Source organism: Nostoc sp. TCL240-02, from assembly GCF_013343235.1.
In the GTDB taxonomy this organism is placed as follows: domain Bacteria; phylum Cyanobacteriota; class Cyanobacteriia; order Cyanobacteriales; family Nostocaceae; genus Nostoc.
Genome location: NZ_CP040094.1, coordinates 5,849,000 through 5,869,243, shown reverse-complemented (window position 1 = coordinate 5,869,243; position 20,244 = coordinate 5,849,000). Strand labels below are relative to the sequence as shown.

17 protein-coding genes are annotated in these 20,244 nt (G+C 40.8%); 8 read left to right on the top strand and 9 right to left on the bottom strand.

The genetic code is table 11. The annotated features are described in order from the left end of the window. Window positions 1-12: 12 nt before the first annotated feature. Genes FBB35_RS25000 through FBB35_RS24985 form a run of 4 tightly spaced genes read left to right on the top strand, consistent with a single transcriptional unit; the run spans window position 13 to window position 3,904 of the window. Entirely contained in the window at window positions 13-972 is a 960-nt protein-coding gene (locus FBB35_RS25000; RefSeq protein WP_174711876.1) for a glycosyltransferase family 10, read from the top strand. 3 nt (window positions 973-975) lie between these two features. After that, a complete protein-coding gene (locus FBB35_RS24995; protein ID WP_174711875.1) occupies window positions 976-1,956 on the top strand; it encodes an Npun_R2821/Npun_R2822 family protein in 981 nt (326 codons plus the stop codon). Between the two features lie 3 nt (window positions 1,957-1,959). Further along, window positions 1,960-2,850, top strand: coding sequence for an Npun_R2821/Npun_R2822 family protein (locus FBB35_RS24990; RefSeq protein ID WP_174711874.1), 891 nt, complete (start codon window positions 1,960-1,962; stop codon window positions 2,848-2,850). A 16-nt stretch (window positions 2,851-2,866) separates the two neighbouring features. Continuing rightward, window positions 2,867-3,904 (top strand): Npun_R2821/Npun_R2822 family protein, encoded by a 1,038-nt coding sequence (locus FBB35_RS24985; RefSeq protein ID WP_174711873.1) that lies wholly within the window; start codon window positions 2,867-2,869, stop codon window positions 3,902-3,904. Between the two features lie 54 nt (window positions 3,905-3,958). On the opposite strand, the gene FBB35_RS24980 is transcribed toward FBB35_RS24985, so the two are convergent. From FBB35_RS24980 to FBB35_RS24965, 4 genes are all read right to left on the bottom strand, one after another. Further along, on the bottom strand, window positions 3,959-4,843 hold the full coding sequence (locus tag FBB35_RS24980; RefSeq protein ID WP_174711872.1) for a hypothetical protein: 885 nt from the start codon (window positions 4,841-4,843) through the stop codon (window positions 3,959-3,961). A 342-nt stretch (window positions 4,844-5,185) separates the two neighbouring features. Then, window positions 5,186-5,560, bottom strand: coding sequence for a hypothetical protein (locus tag FBB35_RS24975; protein WP_174711871.1), 375 nt, complete (start codon window positions 5,558-5,560; stop codon window positions 5,186-5,188). A gap of 28 nt (window positions 5,561-5,588) precedes the next feature. Beyond that, window positions 5,589-7,313, bottom strand: a complete 1,725-nt coding sequence (locus FBB35_RS24970) for an AarF/ABC1/UbiB kinase family protein (RefSeq protein ID WP_174711870.1) — start codon at window positions 7,311-7,313, stop codon at window positions 5,589-5,591. Window positions 7,314-7,949: 636 nt separating this feature from the next. Then, the gene (locus FBB35_RS24965) at window positions 7,950-10,541 is read right to left on the bottom strand and encodes a M1 family metallopeptidase (RefSeq protein WP_174711869.1); all 2,592 of its coding nucleotides are present in this window, start codon (window positions 10,539-10,541) and stop codon (window positions 7,950-7,952) included. A 553-nt stretch (window positions 10,542-11,094) separates the two neighbouring features. Here FBB35_RS24965 and FBB35_RS24960 point away from each other — a divergent pair. Further along, window positions 11,095-12,774 carry a DUF3352 domain-containing protein gene (locus FBB35_RS24960; RefSeq protein ID WP_174711868.1) on the top strand — a complete coding sequence of 560 codons (1,680 nt, stop codon included), beginning with the start codon at window positions 11,095-11,097 and terminating at the stop codon, window positions 12,772-12,774. 298 nt (window positions 12,775-13,072) lie between these two features. Here the strand turns inward: FBB35_RS24960 and mscL are convergent, their stop codons facing one another. Next, window positions 13,073-13,504: a large conductance mechanosensitive channel protein MscL gene (mscL, locus tag FBB35_RS24955; RefSeq protein ID WP_174711867.1), complete on the bottom strand. Its 432-nt coding sequence runs from the start codon at window positions 13,502-13,504 to the stop codon at window positions 13,073-13,075. Window positions 13,505-13,758: 254 nt separating this feature from the next. On the opposite strand from mscL, the gene FBB35_RS24950 reads away from it, so the two are divergent. Genes FBB35_RS24950 through FBB35_RS24940 form a run of 3 tightly spaced genes read left to right on the top strand, consistent with a single transcriptional unit; the run spans window position 13,759 to window position 16,231 of the window. Continuing rightward, window positions 13,759-14,679: a class I SAM-dependent methyltransferase gene (locus FBB35_RS24950; RefSeq protein ID WP_174711866.1), complete on the top strand. Its 921-nt coding sequence runs from the start codon at window positions 13,759-13,761 to the stop codon at window positions 14,677-14,679. Continuing rightward, window positions 14,672-15,640 (top strand): PrsW family intramembrane metalloprotease, encoded by a 969-nt coding sequence (locus FBB35_RS24945; protein WP_174711865.1) that lies wholly within the window; start codon window positions 14,672-14,674, stop codon window positions 15,638-15,640. Before FBB35_RS24950 ends, FBB35_RS24945 begins: the two co-directional genes overlap by 8 nt. A gap of 33 nt (window positions 15,641-15,673) precedes the next feature. Further along, window positions 15,674-16,231 (top strand): Uma2 family endonuclease, encoded by a 558-nt coding sequence (locus FBB35_RS24940; protein ID WP_174711864.1) that lies wholly within the window; start codon window positions 15,674-15,676, stop codon window positions 16,229-16,231. 68 nt (window positions 16,232-16,299) lie between these two features. Here the strand turns inward: FBB35_RS24940 and FBB35_RS24935 are convergent, their stop codons facing one another. The 4 genes from FBB35_RS24935 to purT form a co-directional block, all read right to left on the bottom strand. After that, the gene (locus FBB35_RS24935; protein WP_174711863.1) at window positions 16,300-17,172 is read right to left on the bottom strand and encodes a 6-carboxytetrahydropterin synthase; all 873 of its coding nucleotides are present in this window, start codon (window positions 17,170-17,172) and stop codon (window positions 16,300-16,302) included. Between the two features lie 133 nt (window positions 17,173-17,305). Then, window positions 17,306-18,007 carry a J domain-containing protein gene (locus FBB35_RS24930; protein WP_174711862.1) on the bottom strand — a complete coding sequence of 234 codons (702 nt, stop codon included), beginning with the start codon at window positions 18,005-18,007 and terminating at the stop codon, window positions 17,306-17,308. A 15-nt stretch (window positions 18,008-18,022) separates the two neighbouring features. Further along, the gene (cysK, locus tag FBB35_RS24925; RefSeq protein ID WP_174711861.1) at window positions 18,023-18,985 is read right to left on the bottom strand and encodes a cysteine synthase A; all 963 of its coding nucleotides are present in this window, start codon (window positions 18,983-18,985) and stop codon (window positions 18,023-18,025) included. Window positions 18,986-19,040: 55 nt separating this feature from the next. Further along, window positions 19,041-20,204 carry a formate-dependent phosphoribosylglycinamide formyltransferase gene (gene purT / locus FBB35_RS24920; protein ID WP_174711860.1) on the bottom strand — a complete coding sequence of 388 codons (1,164 nt, stop codon included), beginning with the start codon at window positions 20,202-20,204 and terminating at the stop codon, window positions 19,041-19,043. Between the last annotated feature and the right edge of the window lie 40 nt (window positions 20,205-20,244).

Here is a 20,244-nt window from a genome sequence, read left to right as displayed (position 1 = left end):
CTAATAACTAAAATGACTATAAAAACTGTAGGAATGATTAGCAGCTATCGAGGTTTAGAAACTAGAGCCGATTGGCTGTGGCAACAAACCCCGCATCAATTTGGAGTTTGGGGCAATATGCAAATGCAGGCGCTAGCAACCAAACCAGATTTTCTACTGATGTATCAATTTGATTTTCCCCAAGCAGCGCCACAAAAATCTTGGTTAGATAGCTTTAGCAAACGGCAGCAAAAATCAGTAGTAAATGTTGATTCTCTACTGCGTGGTGTCAACAAAGAGCGGATTATTTATTTGCTAAGAGAACCACCTTTAGACGAAATTGTTGAAATAACTAATCATAATTATCAACAAGCCCAGAAGTATTGCGGCTACATTTCTGGCCCCGATGATTTTGCCCCGACTCCTGACTATATGCCTGCTATTTGGTATCACTCAAATTCATTTCAAGATTTAAATGAAATGCCACCACCTCAAAAAGTTGCCCCATGTAGTTGGATTACTTCGGGAATTAGTCGTACAGCCAAACATCGCCAGCGTTTAGACTTTTTGCACTCCCTACAATCTAGTGGCATGAAATTTGATTTATATGGACGTAACTTACCAGAATCGGCTAAAAAATCGGGAGAGCTAGGTAATAAATGGTATGGGATGGCACCATACTATTACAATTTAGCAATTGAAAATTATGCTGATAATAATTGGTATGTCAGTGAGAAACTTTGGGATAGTTTACTTGCCTGGTGTCTACCAATTTACTATGGTGGCCCGGCTGCTGATAAATTATTGCCACCGGGTAGTTTTTTGCGGTTGCCCAGTTTAGATGAAAAAGGTATTGCCTACATCCAAGAAGTGACAGCTACACCTGATGCTTGGTATGCTGCCAAAGATGCGATCGCAGAAGCACGTCAAATCATTTTACATAAATTAAACTTACTTAACTGGTTATCAAACTTTGTTGATCAACACTCATAAATTATGAATGGTATTTGTACCCTTGGCAATGATTATGTTTTCGATCAACTGGTGGCTTTGCTCAACAGTATTGATGTTATCTTAGGTTCAGAAACTCCTGTTTGTATCTATCCTTTCGACGATCAGACACAGCGAATTGCTGATGAAATAGCTAAACGCCCTAATGTATTTCTTTACGATAATCAAGAATCAATCAACCGTTGGGATCAATTTATGCTCTCAGCAGCACCAGAACGATTGAATCGGAGTAAATCACGGTTGTATGGCGCTCACCGCCGTTTTTGCGCCTTTGATGGGCCATTCGATAAATTTATCTATTTAGATGCAGACACCTTAGTAATGAACTCTCTTGCAGAGGTGTTTGAAAAACTAAATACTTATGATTTTGTTGTCTACGATTTCCAATTTAAAGACGTTAGCAAGATATATAATGTTAACTCGCCAAAATTACTAGAAGTTTTCGAGCAAAAGCGGATTGATTCTGAAATCTTTTGCTCAGGTTTCTATGGCGCAAAACGAGGAATATTTAACTCAGAGCAAAGAGATTCACTGATATCGCATTTACAAAATGGTGAGACAGAAATTTTGTATGGTGGTGCTGGAGAACAACCACTGATAAACTACATGGTAATGAGGTCTAATCTTTCTATTTATAACTTTGCTCGTCAACTGCCAGATAATGCAAAGACAGGATGTTCTGCTACATCTAAGCACTTTGAAGAACGAGAACACCTTCTTTATGACAAAGGTAATCGGCTAACCTATCTTCATTATATTGGTATTCCTCCTAATATCAATCAAGCAGTCTGTGCTGGGGAAAATATCGATTTTCCCTATCGAGACTTATTTCTTTACTATCGTTACTTAAACGAACCAGATAAGCGTCCAATCTTTCAAAACCCTCCTAAGAATTATAACGACGATCCAGTACCAAATTTGCTTACAAGAGCTTTGCGAAAACTTAAGTTAATTAACCAAGGATAATTTATGAGTAGGGGAATTTATGTTGTTGCCAACGATCGTGTTATTGATAATGCGATCGCTTTACTAAATAGTATTCGTTACTATGATCCAGAAGTAACCATTTATCTCATACCATTTGACGAAAATTATCACAAGGTAGCAGAACACCTTTCTACCTTACACAAAGTGCAAATTTTTTCCGATTTGGAACTTATTGATAAATTTACCAAACGCATCGGAGAAATTTTTGATCGAGATTTCCTCGCCTTACCAAACAAAATGCGTAAACTGGTAGCGTGGTTTGGCCCCTTAGATGAATTTATTTATATTGATACAGATATTGTCGTTTTTGAAAAAATCGCCGACAATTTAGACAAACTTTCAGAAGTCGATTTCTTCTGTTGTGATTACCATCATGCCAATGACAAACTGCGAAATATCTTTTCCCCATTTGTGAAAGAGCAGCAACTTTTTTCTGATGCCCAACTTCAAGATGTTTTTAACAGTGGCTTTTGGGCTTCGAGAAAAGGAGTTATTACTGAAGAACAAATGGATGAAGCTTTGCGCGAGTGTGCCGCGCATCGTGAATATTTCGATTTTTCTGAAGGAGTTACAGACCAACCAATTTTAAATTATCTTGTTCTCAAACTGATTGCCAAACGAGGAAATCTCGTCAAAATTCCTGGTGGTGGCCCTGGTAGTTGGGCGGGTTCACAAAGTTTCCAACAGCAAGATTATGCCCTCTATGACCGAGGACAACGACTCAAATATCTCCACTGGGCTGGTACGCGGATGAAAACTGGTAGTCCCTATTGGCAATTGTGGGAACACTATCGCTATCTCCATGAGGGTAAATTCGCTTTCATCTCCAAACTGACTCGCCGTTTATTTCCTTTTGTTGCTGCCCGCACTTAATATTAGGAGTATCCCAATGATTGATGGTATCTACATCCTAGCCAATGATGTTGTCTATGACCAACTAGTAGCATTGCTCAACAGTATAGAAGCTAATGCTGGTAGGAAAATTCCTATTTGTATACTTCCATATAATCAGCGCTTAGATAAGGTGAAGGCAGAGATTGCATCTAGAGATAATGTAAGCTTATTTGAAGATTCTGATTCCATAGCTTATTGGGATAACTTTGCGACTCAGATATGGAAAAATTATCCTAGAGCGCAAAGAACTTGGCGAGAGTGGGGTTTTTCAGAACTCTATGAGTTACCAATGCACCGCAAATTTTGTGCTGTGGATGGTCCCTTTGATAGATTTATCTATTTTGATGCAGATACCTTGTTAATGGGACCAGTAGATTATGTATATGAAAAATTAGATACATCTGATTGGGTAGTCAATGATTTTCAATATAAGTCTGACTTAAAATTTATTTTTGATGGTTCACCAGAGCTTATGCAGCAAGTCTTCAACTCAGAAAACTTGCAAGATAAAGTATTTTGTGCTGGTTGGTTTGCGACCAAGAAAAATATTTTTTCTCCAACGATAAGAGCCGAATTAATGGGCAAATTAATATCGGGTGAGGCAGATGTCATGGCTTTTTTAGCACCTGACCAATCTTTATTTAATTACATGGTGTTGAGAAGTGGAATTTCCTATCATAACTTTGCTTTTTATGACTGCGAGCAGGCAACTGGTAATCACTGGAGTTCTAAATTTGATGTAGTAGATAATATCCTCTATGACCAAGGGCGGAGATTGACCTATTTACACTATATGAGTGTATCTTCTTCAGCTTTTATGCGGCTTTGTGGAGGTGAAGATGTAGATATTCCTTACCGCGATATTTTCTTATATTATCGCTATTTAAAGTCGCCTGAAAAACATCCTCAAAGTTTTACCCGCCCAAGCCAGATAACGCTTTTGCAAAAGTCTACTAGTAGTTTTATTCAGCAAAGAGTAAACAATATTAAATTAAAGTATCGTAACTTTAAGGATAGAATTAGTGGTTACTAATAACTCAGCAAAGATATGCCAATTAAATCAGCTTGTTGATTTTTTTTCAAAGTTTCATCGGTGATAAAAATTAAAATTACTCAATGTCGCAAGTCTTAAACGCAAGTACCGATAGTAATAACCAATAAATTTATTTAGCTTACGCAACAGCTTTTGAAAAAGTGAATTTTTGTGGTATTCAATCGTTTCGTGCTGTTGAAAATATATCAGCGTTTCATCTGGATTTGCTTGTCCTTTTTTGATTTTCTGCCGTTCTACCCAATCCTTGAAATAAACAATACCGTCCATAGCATCCCATCGAACTAGTAATCCAGCCTTAGCAGCAGCTAATCCTATTGCATAACCCTCAGCACTATAAAAACCATTTAGCTCACAGTAAAGTGCAATAGTTTCCCAGTGCTTAATAAATTCGATTTCCCGCCCATCTTGTCTTGTAACTATAAATAACATTTCCATCACAAACTGAATGTTAGTATCTTCTAAATCCAGGTCTAGTTTTTGTGCTAGTTTGTTCAAAATGGTCAAATCTCTAACTCTATTTGCCTTGTAATCATCATTTGCTGAATTAATATATTCTTGATTATGTTTGACAATACTGGTACAACTTCTTGCTGTTATGCCAGGAAGCCATTTTATATCTGGTTGTAACTTATCTAATATTCTGATATCTGCATCGACAAATATACAAGTATTAAACAGTGAGATTGCTTTGGCAATTACAAACCTTTTATCGTGGTAACAACCAATACTCTGTTGTTCATGTTGAAATGCTAAAACGTTAGAATATATTTTAAATTCTTCTGGCTTATCTGTTAGGACAATTAAATATATTCCTGGCGAATGTTTTTCAATATCTTGAGCTAATAGGAAAGCATGAGAGCGATATCTTTTCCCTAAAGCTAAACTACAAAAACAAATATCTGATTTCTTTTGGTTCATAAGATTTTATTGGTGAAGTAAAATTTAGCTAAGACTTATATTAAAAATATGTTTAGATACATACAAATCATGTCAATTTTTTTGATTTAAATCAAACACTATATTTACATATATAATGTTGGGACTGACTACTGTAATAGTACCTATTTTTATCTAATTGCTAAAATTTTATGCAATTCTTAAAAGATATTAAGATATAAATTTATTGCATTTCTACAAAGCCTTGAAAAAATCTTACTAGAAAAGTATGAATGCTCACCAACTGCGGTGAGCATTTAAGTTTATTCCTATATTATTGACGTATCCTAAATCTTAAGACAGTTTAAACATATTGTAATCAATCTAAGAAAAAGAATCTAAATCTAAAGATTGCATCCCTTCGCGTTCTATAAAGGTCATCATACTTCCTAGCTGCAACCAAACTAATAAACAAGTAAACAAACTAATTGGTAGACCGACTCCTAAAGCCAACGTGGAGGGAAAGCCAAATATCTCTAAGCCTGAAGACAGAAATAGACAAGTCCCGCCAGTGATACCGATAAATGGTACAAGTAATTGTTTTAGAGAGGAACGTGGTTTAGTATTTTCTGCTTTTTCGCTTGGCCAGTTCTGCACAATTACTTTCAAAGTGCCAGATAATGCCAAACCAGATGTTAATGCTGTCAAAAAGCCAACGAGTAAGAGGAAATAGGGCGGTTGCAGAGGAAAATAGTACATTAAAACTCCTGATTTATATTAAAGGTTTTTAGTTTTTAATTGCTGACTGGTTTCCTGTAAAAGGCTCAAGGAATGAAGCTTTTGGGAGAATAGCGGCTGCACTTTCTCTAGATAAATTTGTTAAAATGCCGATCGCTACATTTAATAAACGATCCGGTTTTAAGTCGTCTTTAACCAGGTTCCACAGGCGTTGGACATCTTCGGTGTGGAGGCGGTCATCTTCAGTCAGAGCCAGCACCAGCTGTCGCCGCAGAAACTTGCCTTCTTCCGACATTAAATATTGGAAACCCATCTGGGCTGTGGGCAATACATCAAAGTTGTTATCACTCCGAGCGATCGCAATTAAATTCTCTAAACGCTGCCACTGAAATTTACCATCTTTGAATAACACATTCAATAATCGCCGCCGTAATTCGGGCGATTCCCCTGTCAGCAACCGCCGCGCTATGTAGGGATAACCCACTTCCACAATTTTGAAATCTGGGTTGAGGCTCAGGGCGATACCTTCTTGAGTCACCAAGGAACGAATAATCAAAGCAAACTTCGCCGGAACTCGGAAAGGATATTCGTACATCAGTTCCGAAAACTCATCGGTAATAGTTTTGAAGTTAAAATCCTTGACATTTTTGCCAATAGCATTTCCTAGCACTGCTTCTAATGCTGGCACTATTGGGCAAATATTCGTGTCTGGAGTCAGAAATCCTAATTTTACAAAGTCTTCGGCTAAGTCGGTATAGTCTTTATTCACCAAATGCACTAGCGCATCTACCAGTGTTTCTTTGGTGTTTTCCTCCAACTGATCCATCATGCCGAAGTCAATATAAGCCATCCGACCATCGGTTACAGCAAATAAATTTCCCGGATGGGGGTCAGCATGAAAGAAGCCGTGTTCTAAAAGTTGTTGCAATCCTGAAGTAACGCCAATTTGGATAATTGCTTCTGGATCTAAACCTGCCTCGCGGATGCTTTTGGTATCCGTTAGCTTGAAGCCGTTAATCCATTCCAGGGTTAAAACGTGGGTGTTGGTATAACGCCAGTAAATTCCTGGAACTTTAACTTGTGGATCGTTGCGGAAGTTGGTGGCAAATTTCTCGGCGTTGCGGCCTTCATTTATATAGTCAATTTCTTCAAAGAGCTTCGTACCAAACTCGTCCACGATTAAAGTTAGGTCGTGACCGAGATTGAGAGGCAACCACGGAGCTACCCAACTCGCGCCCCAGCGCAATAAGTAGAGGTCGCGGGTAAGAGTTGGGCGTAAGTTGGGGCGTTGTACCTTCACTGCAACTTCTTCGCCACTGATTAGACGACCACGGTATACTTGGCCTAAGCTTGCAGCCGCGACTGGACTAGGTGAGAGTTCGCTAAAAATTTCATCAATTGGACGATCTAGCTCGGTTTCGATAATTTTGTAAGCGATCGCATTATCGAAAGGTGGTAACTGATCTTGTAACTTGATCAGTTCTTCTAGAAAATCCTTACGGATTAAGTCAGGTCTGGTGGAGAGGGCTTGACCAACTTTAATAAAAGTCGGGCCGAGGCGGGTGAGCAGTTCTCGCAACTGGATAGCTCGTTTACCCTTGTTCTGCTCAACTTTGTCTTGCCATTCGTCCCACTTGAGACTGATTATAAATACTGCAAAAGAGGAGATAATTCTCAGCAGTCGCCCCCCGGCTAACCAAGGACGGTAACTATAATAGCGAGCGATCGCATCTGGATTATAGAGCTTTAGCTGAGTAGGTTGATACTGACCCACGCCTTTATTTGCCTCTTCAACTGAAAAATTTACAATGATTCTTTCTCTACTAAACCCACAAGTTAGTTGTAGGCAAAAGATAGCGGTAGTTTTTTATCTGAAACAACTCGAACCTTGCCTTTCTGGGGTACTGTTCGAGGCAGTTTTAGCCTAAATTACTTCCTAGATTTGTTTATCTTTTTCTTAATTATACTTTATAAAACTACAACTACTTATCCATCTTTTCGATGATTTTATCTTTTCTTAACCTTATTTTATATAAATATAAATATCTACCTGTATCTGTAAATTTGGGCAGGATATGAAAAATCCGTAACCATGTTTGCTTTCAGCTACATATAACAGTAGTAAGTAGATAAACTTAAATTAAACAGAAGAACGCTCAGGAGAAGGATTCACGACTTTTGTGGAAAGTCATGAATCTTGATATTATGTTTATTTATACCTGCCTCTTAAGTGAAAATTGTAATGTTCTATGTGTAAAAACCAACTATTTAAGTAAAATCGACTTTTGTAAAAGAGTGTATATTAAGAAGCTTTTTGAATAATAAAAATTAGAGCGTTGGATACAACTTTGGTAATTGGTAGTGGTTTTACCACAATTACCAATTACCAACTTTCAATTATCATCTGCTGCTATTTAGATTTGGCCTCCAAATTTTCTAAACGGCTTCTCAATTCTTGGTTTTGTTGTTTGAGTTGGTCGAAATCTTCACGCAATTGACGGAGGGTTTTTTCTGAACCGATGTTCTTTTGCACCTTGGAAATTTCTTCTTCAGCATTGCGACGGACACGCCCATCGGCTGTTTGTTCGGCTAGCGATCGCAAAATTCCGACTGCTTTGGGTGTTTCCATTTGTCCCAATGCTGCTGCTACAGCCACTTGGGTTAAAAAGAAGGTTTCTTTAGCTAGTTCTGCTAACTTTTCTAAAATCCGTTCCAAATTAACCGGACTTTGACCTACAGAAATCTTTCCTAAAGCGCGAATTGTGGCTAAACGTAGAGGTTGTGGTACACCGATTTTGGTGTATTCGAGTAGTAGATTTAAAGCTGCTTCCGAGGTTTTGAATTCAGCTAAACCCGCGATCGCACCACTCCGCACTACTTCATTCCAACCCGCCTTTTCTTCTAAAATGCCCTTGAGTTGCTTTATTACCTTATCTTCCTTGGGTTTTTCTTCCAAGTTTGCAGATGCGATCGCGCCAATCACACGAGAAGCTGCTGCTTCCACGTAGTAGCTAGGATCGCCCTTTTGCAACAACCCTCTTACAACTTTATAGCTTTCAGCAGTTTTGATTTGAGCAAGTGCTTCCACCACAGATCGTCGCACATAAGCATTTTTATCTTTTAATCCTAGAACTAAGCCATCAAAAGCTTGGTCTAAATTAATTTTGGCTAGTTGTTTGGCCGCTTCCACGCGCACACCCCATAATTGGTCATTTTTGAGGGACGCAGATAGTGCTTTTGTCGCTTCTAAGCCGCCTTTTTTCGCCAAAGCTTCTGCTGCATAGATGCGCGAAATTGGGTTGGGGTCAGATTCTAATTGTGCTTTTAACTCTGCTATTGGATACTCTAAAGCTACTGTTTTTAGGTAATTATTCTCAACATCAAAGCTGATAAATTGGGGCTTATTTTCTAAGGGAAAGTAGAAGCTTTGTTCTCGTTCATGTACTCTTACTGTGAAAGTTTTCAGTTTTCGAGATTCTTCTTGTTGGGTATAGCCAAAACCAATTGGTATTTTTAAATCAAACAAATCCTTACTGCCATTTTTATCTTCAGCAGCTTGGGTTTGAGTTACCGTAATTTTTGCTAACTTAGCATCCCCATCCCAAGAGTAAACTACCTTAAAATCGGGATGACCACCACGATAAACGTATTGGTCAAAGAGGAACAAAAGATTATGTCCGGTAGCTTTTTCGATCGCCCTGAGTAAATCTATTGTTTCTACAGTTTTGTGGGCATTATCTTGGACAAATGTTTGAATAGCCTTCCAAAATAACTCATCTCCCAATTGGGATCTAATCATGTGATAAACACAAGACCCTTTTTCGTAGATGTGGCGATCGTAAAGTTCAATAGCTTCGCGGTAAACGTGCGTTACCATCGGGCGACGATAGCGGCTACTATCTTCACTAATGTAACGACGAGCTTCTAAAAAACGATAGTAAGCTGCTTCTTCTAGACTATATTCCTGTTGTGTCCACATCACCTCAGAATAGGAAGCCATCCCTTCCTTAATCCAAGCATGAGACCAATGTTTAATCACCACCAAATCACCAAACCACTGGTGCGCGAGTTCGTGGACGACTAAACTTTCGGTGTTGCGGTTATCTAAAGCGGCGCGTTCATCCAGCAAACATCTATCTGTTAACAAGGTTGTGGAGGTGTTTTCCATCCCACCAAAGATGAAGTCATCGACACAAACCTGGGCATATTTCGGGAAAGGATATGGATAACCATACTTTTGGCTCAAAAATTCGATCATCCGGGGAGTTTTGCCCATGCTGCGTTTAGCATCTTCCTCCCGCCCCTTTTCTACGTAGTAGGTGACTGGTTTACCCTTCCACTCATCCTGAATTTCGGCAAAGTCACCTACTGCCAAAGTCATCAGGTAGGTAGGATGAACTTGTTGCTGTAACCAATGGTAGATTTTATAATCACCATCTTCTGTGGTATCAATCAGTTCGCCGTTGGAAATCGCCACGAGAGGGTTGGGGACACGAACGCGAATTTCTGAAGTAGACAATTGTCCTGGATAATCAAAGCAGGGGAACCAAAAGCGAGAGTCTTCGTCTTCTCCCTGAGTCCAAACTTGAGTTGGCTTGTTTGGATAGTGCTTATCTGGTTGGATAAAATAAATACCACGTTGTGGTTTTTCCACCGAGTAGGCGATCGCAATCAGCAAGCGTTTACCAATCTGAGTCGTCTCAGAAAGTTGGATAGAAAGCTGTTCCCCGTCGTAGTCAAAAGTTTGTGGCACATCGTCCACCTGCACAGACTCGATATTCAGGTTGACAGCATCCAAAGTCAAACGGTCAATGCCATTACGGATTGGCAAGAGGCGAATGCTACAACTGCCCTGATAGCTTTGCTTAGGGATGTCTAAGCTGAGATCGAGAAAAATATGCTCCACCTGTCCGGGGCGATCGGGATTGTAGTGTGGTCTTGCTCCCGGTAACTCAAAAGGTTTGTGTCCGTTATTATCTGTATCAAAATAAGACTTCGACATTGATCCTTACTGACCTTGTAATCCTGAAAAGTCTGGCTTGGCTAGATGTAATTAAGCAAAATAGCGGTATCTATATTTCCCAAATCAATAGGGCAATATGGGGGTTAAGATTCCCATTGGGGATTGGAGGATTGAAATTAATCTCACCCAAGTTTCCGAAGATCGACTGTCGATCCTGGGACTTTTTTCCATATCCCTCCCGCATTTCCTTTTACTGATGTTTTGCACTTTTTTGTCATCGAGTCAAGTGTCTCTTGCACCTCGATAGATTCTCATTAAGTACAAATACTCCTAATTGTTCTTATAACTTAGGATAACTTGCTGCTGTTGAGCAGGCTATTTTATTTGAGATGAACAGCATATCATTTGCTAATTCGCTCCTCATTCCCTTGGAGTCTTTTTTAGGGTAATTATTTGAGACTGCTAGCTTATAGGACTACTAATTTTATCAGTAAATACCGATCGATGAGCGGAAATTATTAATAAATCCGAAAACTCTACAGTGACACTTGTATAAATCTCGGTGACAATCTGAGCAAAAGAGGATAATAAAATGCCCGAAAGTAAATCAAAGTTTTTCATTCCTGCCGTTGGTGCTGCTCTGGTTGTAGCAGGAAGTATCGCAGCTTATATGTATTTGAAAGGCCCATCAGGAGGTAGCTCAGACGCTCTTGGTAGTGCTAAATTAGTACCTTCAACAGCATTGATGGCAACTTATATTACTACTGACCCTCAAGCCTGGGCAAAATTACAGCAATTTGGCACTCCAGAGGCACAAAAGTTAGTGGCAAAAGGTCTGGAAGATTTCAATAAGCAAATGTTCAGTGACGGTAACGTTTCTTATGAAAAAGACATAAAGCCTTGGGTTGGTGGTGTGATGATTGCTGTACTACCACCGAATCCTGTGAAACCTGCACAGTTAAAAGTGCCCTCTGGGGCACCTAATGTACCAACAAATTTACAGCAGGAATCAAATATCCTGATAGTAGTGGGAATCAAGGATAAAATCAGTGCCTTGAATTTTGCTAACAAATTGAAGTCACAAAAAGGGGTGAAATCCCAGGAATCTGACTACCAAGGTCAAAAAATTCTTGAAACTACAGAAAATGGCAAGCCGACATATAGCGTAGTTTTAAATAATAGTCACTTGATATTAGCCCCCGAAAAGCAAGCTGTAGAAAAAGCAATTGACACCTTTAAGGGACAGTCTTCTTTTGCCAGTAAAGAAGGCGCAAGTAGCATTCTCAGTAAAGGAGTGGATGTTAAAAATAGCCTCGCCCAAATTTATGTACCAGACTATACAGGCATGGTACAGCAATTAGCTGCCGGAAGTCAGCAGGCAAAACAGTTACCTCCACAAGCCTTGGCGCAACTGAAGCAGATAAAATCTGTGGTAGCGGGTGTTGGTGTTGATGATGCGGGAGTGCGGGTAAAAGCGATCGCTAATTTAGATCCACAGCTGAATAAATTCCAGTATCAATCAAGTCCGGGAAATATAGTTGGGCAATTTCCTACTGATACCTTTGCTCTGATTAGCGGAAATGGCATCAGTCGTGGCTGGGAAACCTTAGTAGAACAGTCAAAAGATTATCCAGAAATGAAGCAGGCCTTGGAACAAGCACGAGGACAAGTGAAAATTGCCAATATTGACCTGGATAAGGATATTTTTGGCTGGATGAATGGGGAATTTGCCTTTGGTGCTATTCCATCCAATCAAGGAGTGTTAGCCAGCGTTGGTTTTGGTGGTGCTTTAGTATTTGACACTAGCGATCGCAAAACAGCCGAAGCCACCTTGACAAAATTGGATAATTTGGCCAAAGTACAACAAATCAACATCGCCAATAGAAATATCGGTGGTAAAGACGTAACTGAATGGCAAATCCCCAAACAAGGAGCTTTATTAGCGCATGGTTGGCTAGATCAAGATACTGTATTTGTGGCTCTTGGTGGCCCAATTGCTGACGCAATCAGCGATCGCAAAAATCAATCTCTTGATAATAGCGACGCTTTCAAAGCCGTTACTGGTTCTTTGCAAAAGCCAAACGGCGGCTATTTTTACCTAGATATGGATAAAACTAAAACTGTGCCCCTGGTAAATAGTTTAATTTCATCTGATGGCAATATCATCACCATCCTTAATTCCATTCGTGGTCTTGGTTTTACTGCTAATAGCCCCGATAAATCCACCAGTGAATTAGAGATGTTGTTAGCTCTCAAGCCTTCTGCAAAATAGGGGATTGGGCAGAAGGGGCAGGGGAGCAGGGGAGTAGGGGGACAAGGGGGACAAGGGGGAATTATTGAACAAATCTCTCCTCTCCCCCCTCTTCGTTGTCTCTTCTTCATGCGCCTGCTCCCTGCCCCTCTGCCCCTCTGCCCCCTGCTCCCTTGCCCCCCTGCCCCCTGCTCCCTGCCCCTCTGCCCCTCTGCCCCCTGCTCCCTTGCCCCCCTGCCCCCTGCTCCCTGCCCCCTCTGCCCCCTGCTCCCTTGCCCCCCTGCCCCCTGCTCCCTGCTCCCCTTCCTCCTGTTCCCACTTACAACACTTCATGATTCCGAGATTCCAAAGTCTGGCTCAGTCTATCCAACGCCCCAGTCAGCCTTTCCTGAGCTATAACATTAGCGTCTGATGGTGGGGATTCTACGGGAACATCCTCTTGCCTCTTCAATTTTTGTAAGGTGCGAATTGCTACAAATAAGATCAAGGTAATGATTAAAAAGTCAATGATTGCGCCAAGAAATTGACCGATCGCAATTCCTGGGCCTATGGTGATAGTTCTCCATTCTTTGCCAGTCACGCTAATCAAGGGGTTAATCAATGGCATAATCACAGCCTCAACAAAGGAGGTGATAACCCGGCTGAAAGCAGTACCAATGATGACTGCGATCGCTAAGTCAATTACATTGCCTTTGAAAGCAAATTCTTGAAAATCCCTTAAAAAGCCACTTGCTCTTCTTGCTCTTGCCATACTTGAGACTCAATAAGTTAGTTGTAGTCTTTTTTTATATGGCGCTCAACTTTTTGCCCTCTCTGTTGAGATAGATTTTGTCAATCATCAATGAAGTGTATAAATTGGATAACAGTGTGATTCTCTGGAGAAACAAATCACACCAAATTTTCCATATCAAAATTCCATGACATTGTTATCTAATTCAATTCATTTCTAGACTGCTGTCCAGCAATTATGTCATAAGTAAAAAAGCTGTGAACGCAAATTAATTTATGACTGCTGTAAAAACTAATCCTGGCTTCGCTTCACGCTTGGTAAATGGCGTACTGGCAATCAAGCCTTTAGCCAACTTAGCCAAACATCAAGCCCGTCAAATGATGATTAAACGTGCCGAGAGAATTGGCGTACCTTGGACGCAAGAAGTAGAGACACTACAGGCGCGTGATTGGAAGGCTGATCTAACTCAAATAGAAAATCCTCAGCTTTCCTACCCTGGTTACTACGTCACCTCATTCCATGCCTACGAAACCGGAAATCTCAGTTGGCAAGCCGCTTTTGAAGTAGAACCTGCTGCTTATGCTGTCCACGCTAAGGTTGTGGAAGGCGCTGAAGAAGCGCAAGGCGATCCTATGCTGCGCCAAAGTTACCATAATATTCTAAAAAGCCAAATCCCTAATGAGCCGCAAGATATCTTAGATGTAGGGTGTAGTGTTGGCTTGAGTACTTTTGCCCTACAAGCAATTTATTCTCAAGCTAAAATTACAGGCTTAGACTTATCTCCCTACTTCTTAGCTGTTGCCAATTACCGCGCTGGGCAACGTCAAGCTAAAATTAACTGGCTTCATGCCCAAGCTGAATCTACTGGGCTACCAGATGCTTCATTTGATTTAGTCTCAATTTTTCTGATGTGTCACGAATTACCCCAGTCAGCAACCCGACAGATTTTAGCTGAAATGAGGCGCGTGCTGCGTCCGGGCGGCTGCTTGGCAATCATGGATATGAATCCCAAGTCTGAAGTTTACCAGAAAATGCCAGCCTACATTTTGACGTTGCTCAAAAGTACTGAACCGTATTTAGATGAATATTTTGCTTTAGATATTCAGCAAGCTATTATTGAGGCAGGTTTCCAAACTCCCACTATTACCAACAATACCCACCGTCACCGCACAGTAATTGCTCAGGTGAGTGGTTGATTTTTCTTTATTACTGTGGTCAGTAATACCACCCTTGCTGCTGTTAGGCTACTACTATTATCGAGTACCATTTGCCCCACCTCTGTTAAAGTTACTGATGTTCTTTAGCATTGGGGCAATATCTGGTCTTGTAGCGCTTAGACTTGAATCAAATTTTGAAACTGTAGCCAATTGGCTTGTAGATTGGGAACGGGTCAAGCGATCGTTTCCTGGTGCAATCTTGCGGCAGCTAGTGGAAGTAGGTCTAATTGAAGAAAGCTGCAAGTTAGTAGGGGTTGTTATACCAACCTACTATCTGCAACGCACGTATCGATTACTTCTCTCAACCGTTTTCCTCTTCACCATAGCCGTTGCCCTTGGATTTACCGCCGAAGAGAACTGGATTTATCTTTTTCACAATACAGGATCAATTCTTGGGCGTACTATTAGCACGCCAGTCCATGCCATGTTCTCTGCGCCTTGGGGATATGCCTTGGGAATGTATATTTCGTCTAAAAATCGGTTACATCAAGACAGGAAGTTCATTTTTCGGGCTTGGCTGAATTCTGTGATCTGTCATGCCCTAGTTAATATTCTATCTAGCGCTTGCAGTTACTCACCAGCGCTATGTTTCCTTAATTATGGTTTATTTCCGTTTCTCTTGTGGATGTTTTGGCGACTAGAACAATTACTGCGAAAAGTGCAAGGTAAACCTGTAATTACCCTGATTTCAGAACGTACACCCCAACGCCGTTACTGGCAGAGGGGTTTAGTGCTTTTTGCCCTCGTGCTGGGTGGAAATACTATTTTTGGGCTGTTTCTCTTAGCCAATAAAATTATTCCTTTGAGTCCGTCAAAACTTTTTGACAGTTATATTTTGTGGTTTATATTTAGTCGCTTTTTGCTAAATCTCTTTTTTGGAGTTTTAGCTTGGGGCATTTATCGCTATTTGCGACATTCCGCCCGCCGTCGGTATTTTTAAAAGTATGATTTAAGAAAATGCTAGGGGGTTTCTATGCAAACAACTCCAGTGCGTTGGACGACAGATGACCTAAAGTTATTCGCTGGCGATCGCAGAAATCGTTATGAGATTATTGATGGAGAACTATTTGTGACTAAAGCACTTAGTTGGGATCATCAATCAAGTTGTGTCAATATTGGTGCAGTTCTCAAGATTTGGTCAGATGAAACTGATTTAGGTAAAGCTGCGATCGCACCTGGAATCATTTTCTCAGATTCTGACAATGTGATCCCTGATGTGGTGTGGGCAAGTCATGAACGCTTAAAATACTTGCTAGATGAAGCTGGACACCTCACCGACGCACCAGAGTTAGTAGTAGAGGTTCTGTCACCCGGCGAAAAAAACGAAAAACGCGACAGAGAAACAAAGCTAAAGCTGTACTCGGTACAAGGGGTTCAGGAATATTGGATTTGCGATTCTATACAAAAGAAAGTTGAAGTTTATCGTCGTGAGCAAGCTGCGTTAAAGTTAGCAGCTACTTTATTTAGTCAAGATGAATTGACAAGTCCTTTGCTACCTGGTTTCACCTGCTTAGTGAGTAAACTTTTTTAGCTGGGCATTGGGCATTGGGCATGGGGATGAGATAAATCCCGATGTCCTATGCCTAAATTTACAATTACCTAAACTCTTGCCAATACTGGCTTATTCACGCCTGCGTTGACTGAATCTGATTCTGATTCTGTGCAGTAGATTTCGCAGGAGTTATTAGGACTTTCAATCAGTTTCACTTTGTGAAGTTTAGCTCCCAATTCAAGAATTGGCGATCGCAATAAATTACTAATGTAAAGTGCGATATTCTCAGCAGTGGGCACAATTTCGGCAAAGTAGGGAATGTCTTTATTTAAAAAAGTATGATCGAATGGTTCAACCACATAATCTTCTATGACTTGATTCAAACCCCCTAAATCGACAATCATGCCTGTGCGTGGGTCAATTTCCCCTTTGACGGTGACTTCTAGATGATAGTTGTGTCCGTGACCGTGGGGACGGGCGCACTTACCATAAATCTCAGTGTTTTCTTCGTTACTGAGATGAGGATGAGCTAGCCGATGGGCGGCGCTAAAGTGAGTACTGATAGTAAGGTATGCTTCCATTGCGTTTCCCATATAATCTGCCCAAAGTTCAGGATGTTCAAATAACTGCACACGGACTAAAGGCAAATGCGGTGCTAACCTCTGCCAGATAATCCGGGCAATATTCTCAGTGGTGGGTAAAGTTTGTTGAAATTCTGTCCACGCATCGTTGATATAAGAGAAATCTAATTGACTGGTAACTTCCCGTTTGATTACGTGTTTGACATCAGACAAGTTCAGCACCATGCCATACTCATCCAATTCACCGGCAAGGGAGATAAATAAGACATAGTTATGTCCGTGTCCAGGAAATTTAGAGCAAGCACCAAATTTTTCAATATTCTCGGCTTCACTCAGTTCTGGCAACCAATAGCGATGACTTGCCGAAAACTGGGCGCGGCGATTCACAATACATTGCATGAGTACACTATGAGCAGAATTTAAAATTTCTTAATCTTTTTCTGTTTCCAGCATAAACTAATTTGTTTGTCAGTAGTCATTTGTCATTTGTTATTTGACCAATTACCAATGACAAATGACCAATGACAAATAACTACATAACAGACGCTTGCGCTTCACAGTGTAATCTCGTAGCTATGCGGAATAATTCTTGGCCTGTGTGTAAATAACGCTCATCGTAGCTCAAAGGAAAATAAGCCAACTCTTCAAGTCCATCTGCTACTTGATTGAGGCTGTAATAGAGGTTAGCCGCAGTTCCTGCCAAACTAGGAGGATTCGGCAGAGATCGAAAAGTAATTTGTGCCTGTTTGAGGTCATTTCGACAGGTTTGTAAGTATTCCTGAAATTCATCTAACAACTCATCATCAAAAGGATCGGCAGCTAATTGCTCTATTTGCTCCTCTAGAGAATAGAGAATACCATCAAGTAGATGATTGACTGGTTGATAAACTCGACGCAGCCATTCTTCAACTTGCTCGTCAGCTTGCCGTCCGGTTTTTCGTTTTGTCTGGTAATGCTTTTGGGCTGATGCTGTACGCTGTTGGCGATCGCTATTTAATTTTTGAGAGTCATTTTGCAGTTGTTGGTCATAATTGCGGCGATTGTGGTTGTCACCTAAGATTTCATAAGCTGCATTGATGAGAATAATCTGATCGCGATCGGCTGTATCCTGATTACTGTCAGGATGAAATAACTTAACCAAGCGGCGATAAGCCTGCTTAATCTCCGCAAGGCTTGCACTTGGACTGACTTTGAGAGTTTCGTAATGGTTAGAAACGTGCTTAGAATTGACCATTAATTCAATGTATCGTTAACTAACGCTAGCGGCCAATCTTGCCTCCAGGTCTTGGAACAACGGTGTACTCAAGTACCTCTCACCAAAGCTGGGCTGAATCATCACAATTAAACGCCCTTTGTTTCCTTCACGTTGAGCAACGCGAATTGCTGCACATAAAGCGGCCCCACTGGAAATACCAGATAGAAGCCCTTCTTCTTTTGCCAAACGCCGACTATAAGCGATCGCTTCTTCATCGGTGATGGTAATCACTTCATCTATCAATTTTATCTTGAGAACTTGGGGAATAAACCCAGCGCCAATTCCTTGGATTTTGTGTGGCCCTGGCTGTCCCCCAGATAAAACTGGGCTATTGGCTGGTTCAACAGCGATCGCTTTAGAACTAGGTTTGCGTGCTTTAATCACTTCTGCTACCCCAGTGATCGTACCACCAGTGCCCACACCAGCCACAACTATATCTACTTGTCCATCAGTATCTTCCCAAATTTCTAGGGCTGTAGTTTCCCGATGCACTTTTGCATTAGCTGGATTGCGGAACTGCTGCAACATATAGGTATTTGGCGTACTATTAACTATTTGCTGCGCTCGTCTAATTGCCCCACTCATGCCTTCCATACCTGGCGTTAGTTCCAGTTCTGCTCCATAAGCCCGCAACATTGCCCGACGCTCCCCACTCATAGTCTCTGGCATTGTCAAAATTAATCGATAACCCTTAGCTGCTGCTGTCATTGCTAGGGCAATTCCTGTGTTTCCAGAGGTGGGTTCTACTAATATTGTCTTCTCAGGAGTAATCAGTCCCTCCTCTTCGGCGGCGTTAATCATGCTGACCCCAATCCGGTCTTTGACTGATGCCGATGGGTTCATACTTTCCAGTTTCACCACAATTTCTGCAACACATCCTTCTGTTTGAGGAATGCGGTTCAACTGAACTAGGGGTGTACGACCAACAAGTTCTGTAATGTTACGAGCAATTCGCATAATTATAGTCCTTAATTATTTAGTCATTTGTCAATGGTGAGTGCTGTACTGGTGATTAAATAATGGTGATTTTACTTGCAGCTTTAGTAGCTTTTTCTCTAGCCTCTTCGATATTCAGACCCTTGGCTAAAGCTACTCCCATTCGTCTATATGGATGAGCATTAGGTTTACCAAATAATTTAATATCGACATCTTTTTCTGACAAAGCATCGGCTACGCCTGTAAAACCAATAGAATCAGATTTTTCCGAAGCTAAAATTACCGCACTAGCTGATGCTCCTAGCTGTTCTATATGAGGAATTGGCAATCCTAAAATTGCTCTTAGATGTAGTTCAAATTCATTGAGATTTTGTGAGATTAATGTCACCATTCCCGTATCGTGCGGTCTGGGAGAAAGTTCGGAAAAAATCACTTCATCTTTGGTAATGAAAAATTCAACGCCAAAAATCCCGGCTCCTCCTAAAGCATCAGTAACTTTTATCGCTATTTCTTGAGATTTTAATATCTTATCTTCAGAAATTAGTGCGGGTTGCCACGATTCTTGATAATCTCCTCGCTCTTGACGATGACCAATAGGAGGACAGAAAATAGTCGGTGCATTCCACTGTTTAATTGTTAGTAATGTTATCTCGATTTCAAAATTAATAAATTCTTCTACGATGACCTTTTGACTGTCTCCTCTAGAATTAGCGATCGCATAATTCCATGCTTTCTCAACTTCACTCTTATCCTGCACTACAGACTGACCTTTACCAGAGGATGACATCACAGGTTTAACAACATTACTAAACCCAATTTCATCAGAAACTGTAATCAATTCTTCTAGGGTTGTTGCATAACCATATTTAGCCGTTCTGATGCCCAATTGTTGATGCGCCAGTTCCCTAATTCTATCGCGGTTCATTGTATAGTTAGTAGCAGCTGCAGTTGGTATAACTGTAATCCCTCGCTGCTCAAATTCGATCAGTTTTTCTGTTCTAATAGCTTCAATTTCTGGTATGATAATATCTGGCTGGTATTTTGTCACTACAGCTTCCAAATCATCAGCACTAAGCATAGAAATCACTTCAGATACATCAGCAACTTGCATAGCGGGAGCATTGGGATAGCGGTCAACGGCAATCACATAATTACCAAGACGTTGAGCCGCGATCGCAAATTCTTTCCCTAATTCTCCTGAACCTAGCAGCATCAATTTTTGGGGCAACTTAATATTCATCAACTTATCCATACCAATATCGATCCAATAATCTTATAAT

What these genes read in the sequence shown, in the direction of transcription:
- FBB35_RS25000 (WP_174711876.1), top strand. Translation starts at nt 13, where the DNA reads ATGACTATAAAAACTGTAGGAATGATTAGCAGCTATCGAGGTTTAGAA.
- FBB35_RS24995 (WP_174711875.1), top strand. Translation starts at nt 976, where the DNA reads ATGAATGGTATTTGTACCCTTGGCAATGATTATGTTTTCGATCAACTG.
- FBB35_RS24990 (WP_174711874.1), top strand. Translation starts at nt 1,960, where the DNA reads ATGAGTAGGGGAATTTATGTTGTTGCCAACGATCGTGTTATTGATAAT.
- FBB35_RS24985 (WP_174711873.1), top strand. Translation starts at nt 2,867, where the DNA reads ATGATTGATGGTATCTACATCCTAGCCAATGATGTTGTCTATGACCAA.
- FBB35_RS24980 (WP_174711872.1), bottom strand. Translation starts at nt 4,843, where the DNA reads ATGAACCAAAAGAAATCAGATATTTGTTTTTGTAGTTTAGCTTTAGGG.
- FBB35_RS24975 (WP_174711871.1), bottom strand. Translation starts at nt 5,560, where the DNA reads ATGTACTATTTTCCTCTGCAACCGCCCTATTTCCTCTTACTCGTTGGC.
- FBB35_RS24965 (WP_174711869.1), bottom strand. Translation starts at nt 10,541, where the DNA reads ATGTCGAAGTCTTATTTTGATACAGATAATAACGGACACAAACCTTTT.
- FBB35_RS24960 (WP_174711868.1), top strand. Translation starts at nt 11,095, where the DNA reads ATGCCCGAAAGTAAATCAAAGTTTTTCATTCCTGCCGTTGGTGCTGCT.
- mscL (WP_174711867.1), bottom strand. Translation starts at nt 13,504, where the DNA reads ATGGCAAGAGCAAGAAGAGCAAGTGGCTTTTTAAGGGATTTTCAAGAA.
- FBB35_RS24950 (WP_174711866.1), top strand. Translation starts at nt 13,759, where the DNA reads ATGACTGCTGTAAAAACTAATCCTGGCTTCGCTTCACGCTTGGTAAAT.
- FBB35_RS24940 (WP_174711864.1), top strand. Translation starts at nt 15,674, where the DNA reads ATGCAAACAACTCCAGTGCGTTGGACGACAGATGACCTAAAGTTATTC.
- FBB35_RS24935 (WP_174711863.1), bottom strand. Translation starts at nt 17,172, where the DNA reads ATGCAATGTATTGTGAATCGCCGCGCCCAGTTTTCGGCAAGTCATCGC.
- FBB35_RS24930 (WP_174711862.1), bottom strand. Translation starts at nt 18,007, where the DNA reads ATGGTCAATTCTAAGCACGTTTCTAACCATTACGAAACTCTCAAAGTC.
- cysK (WP_174711861.1), bottom strand. Translation starts at nt 18,985, where the DNA reads ATGCGAATTGCTCGTAACATTACAGAACTTGTTGGTCGTACACCCCTA.
- purT (WP_174711860.1), bottom strand. Translation starts at nt 20,204, where the DNA reads ATGAATATTAAGTTGCCCCAAAAATTGATGCTGCTAGGTTCAGGAGAA.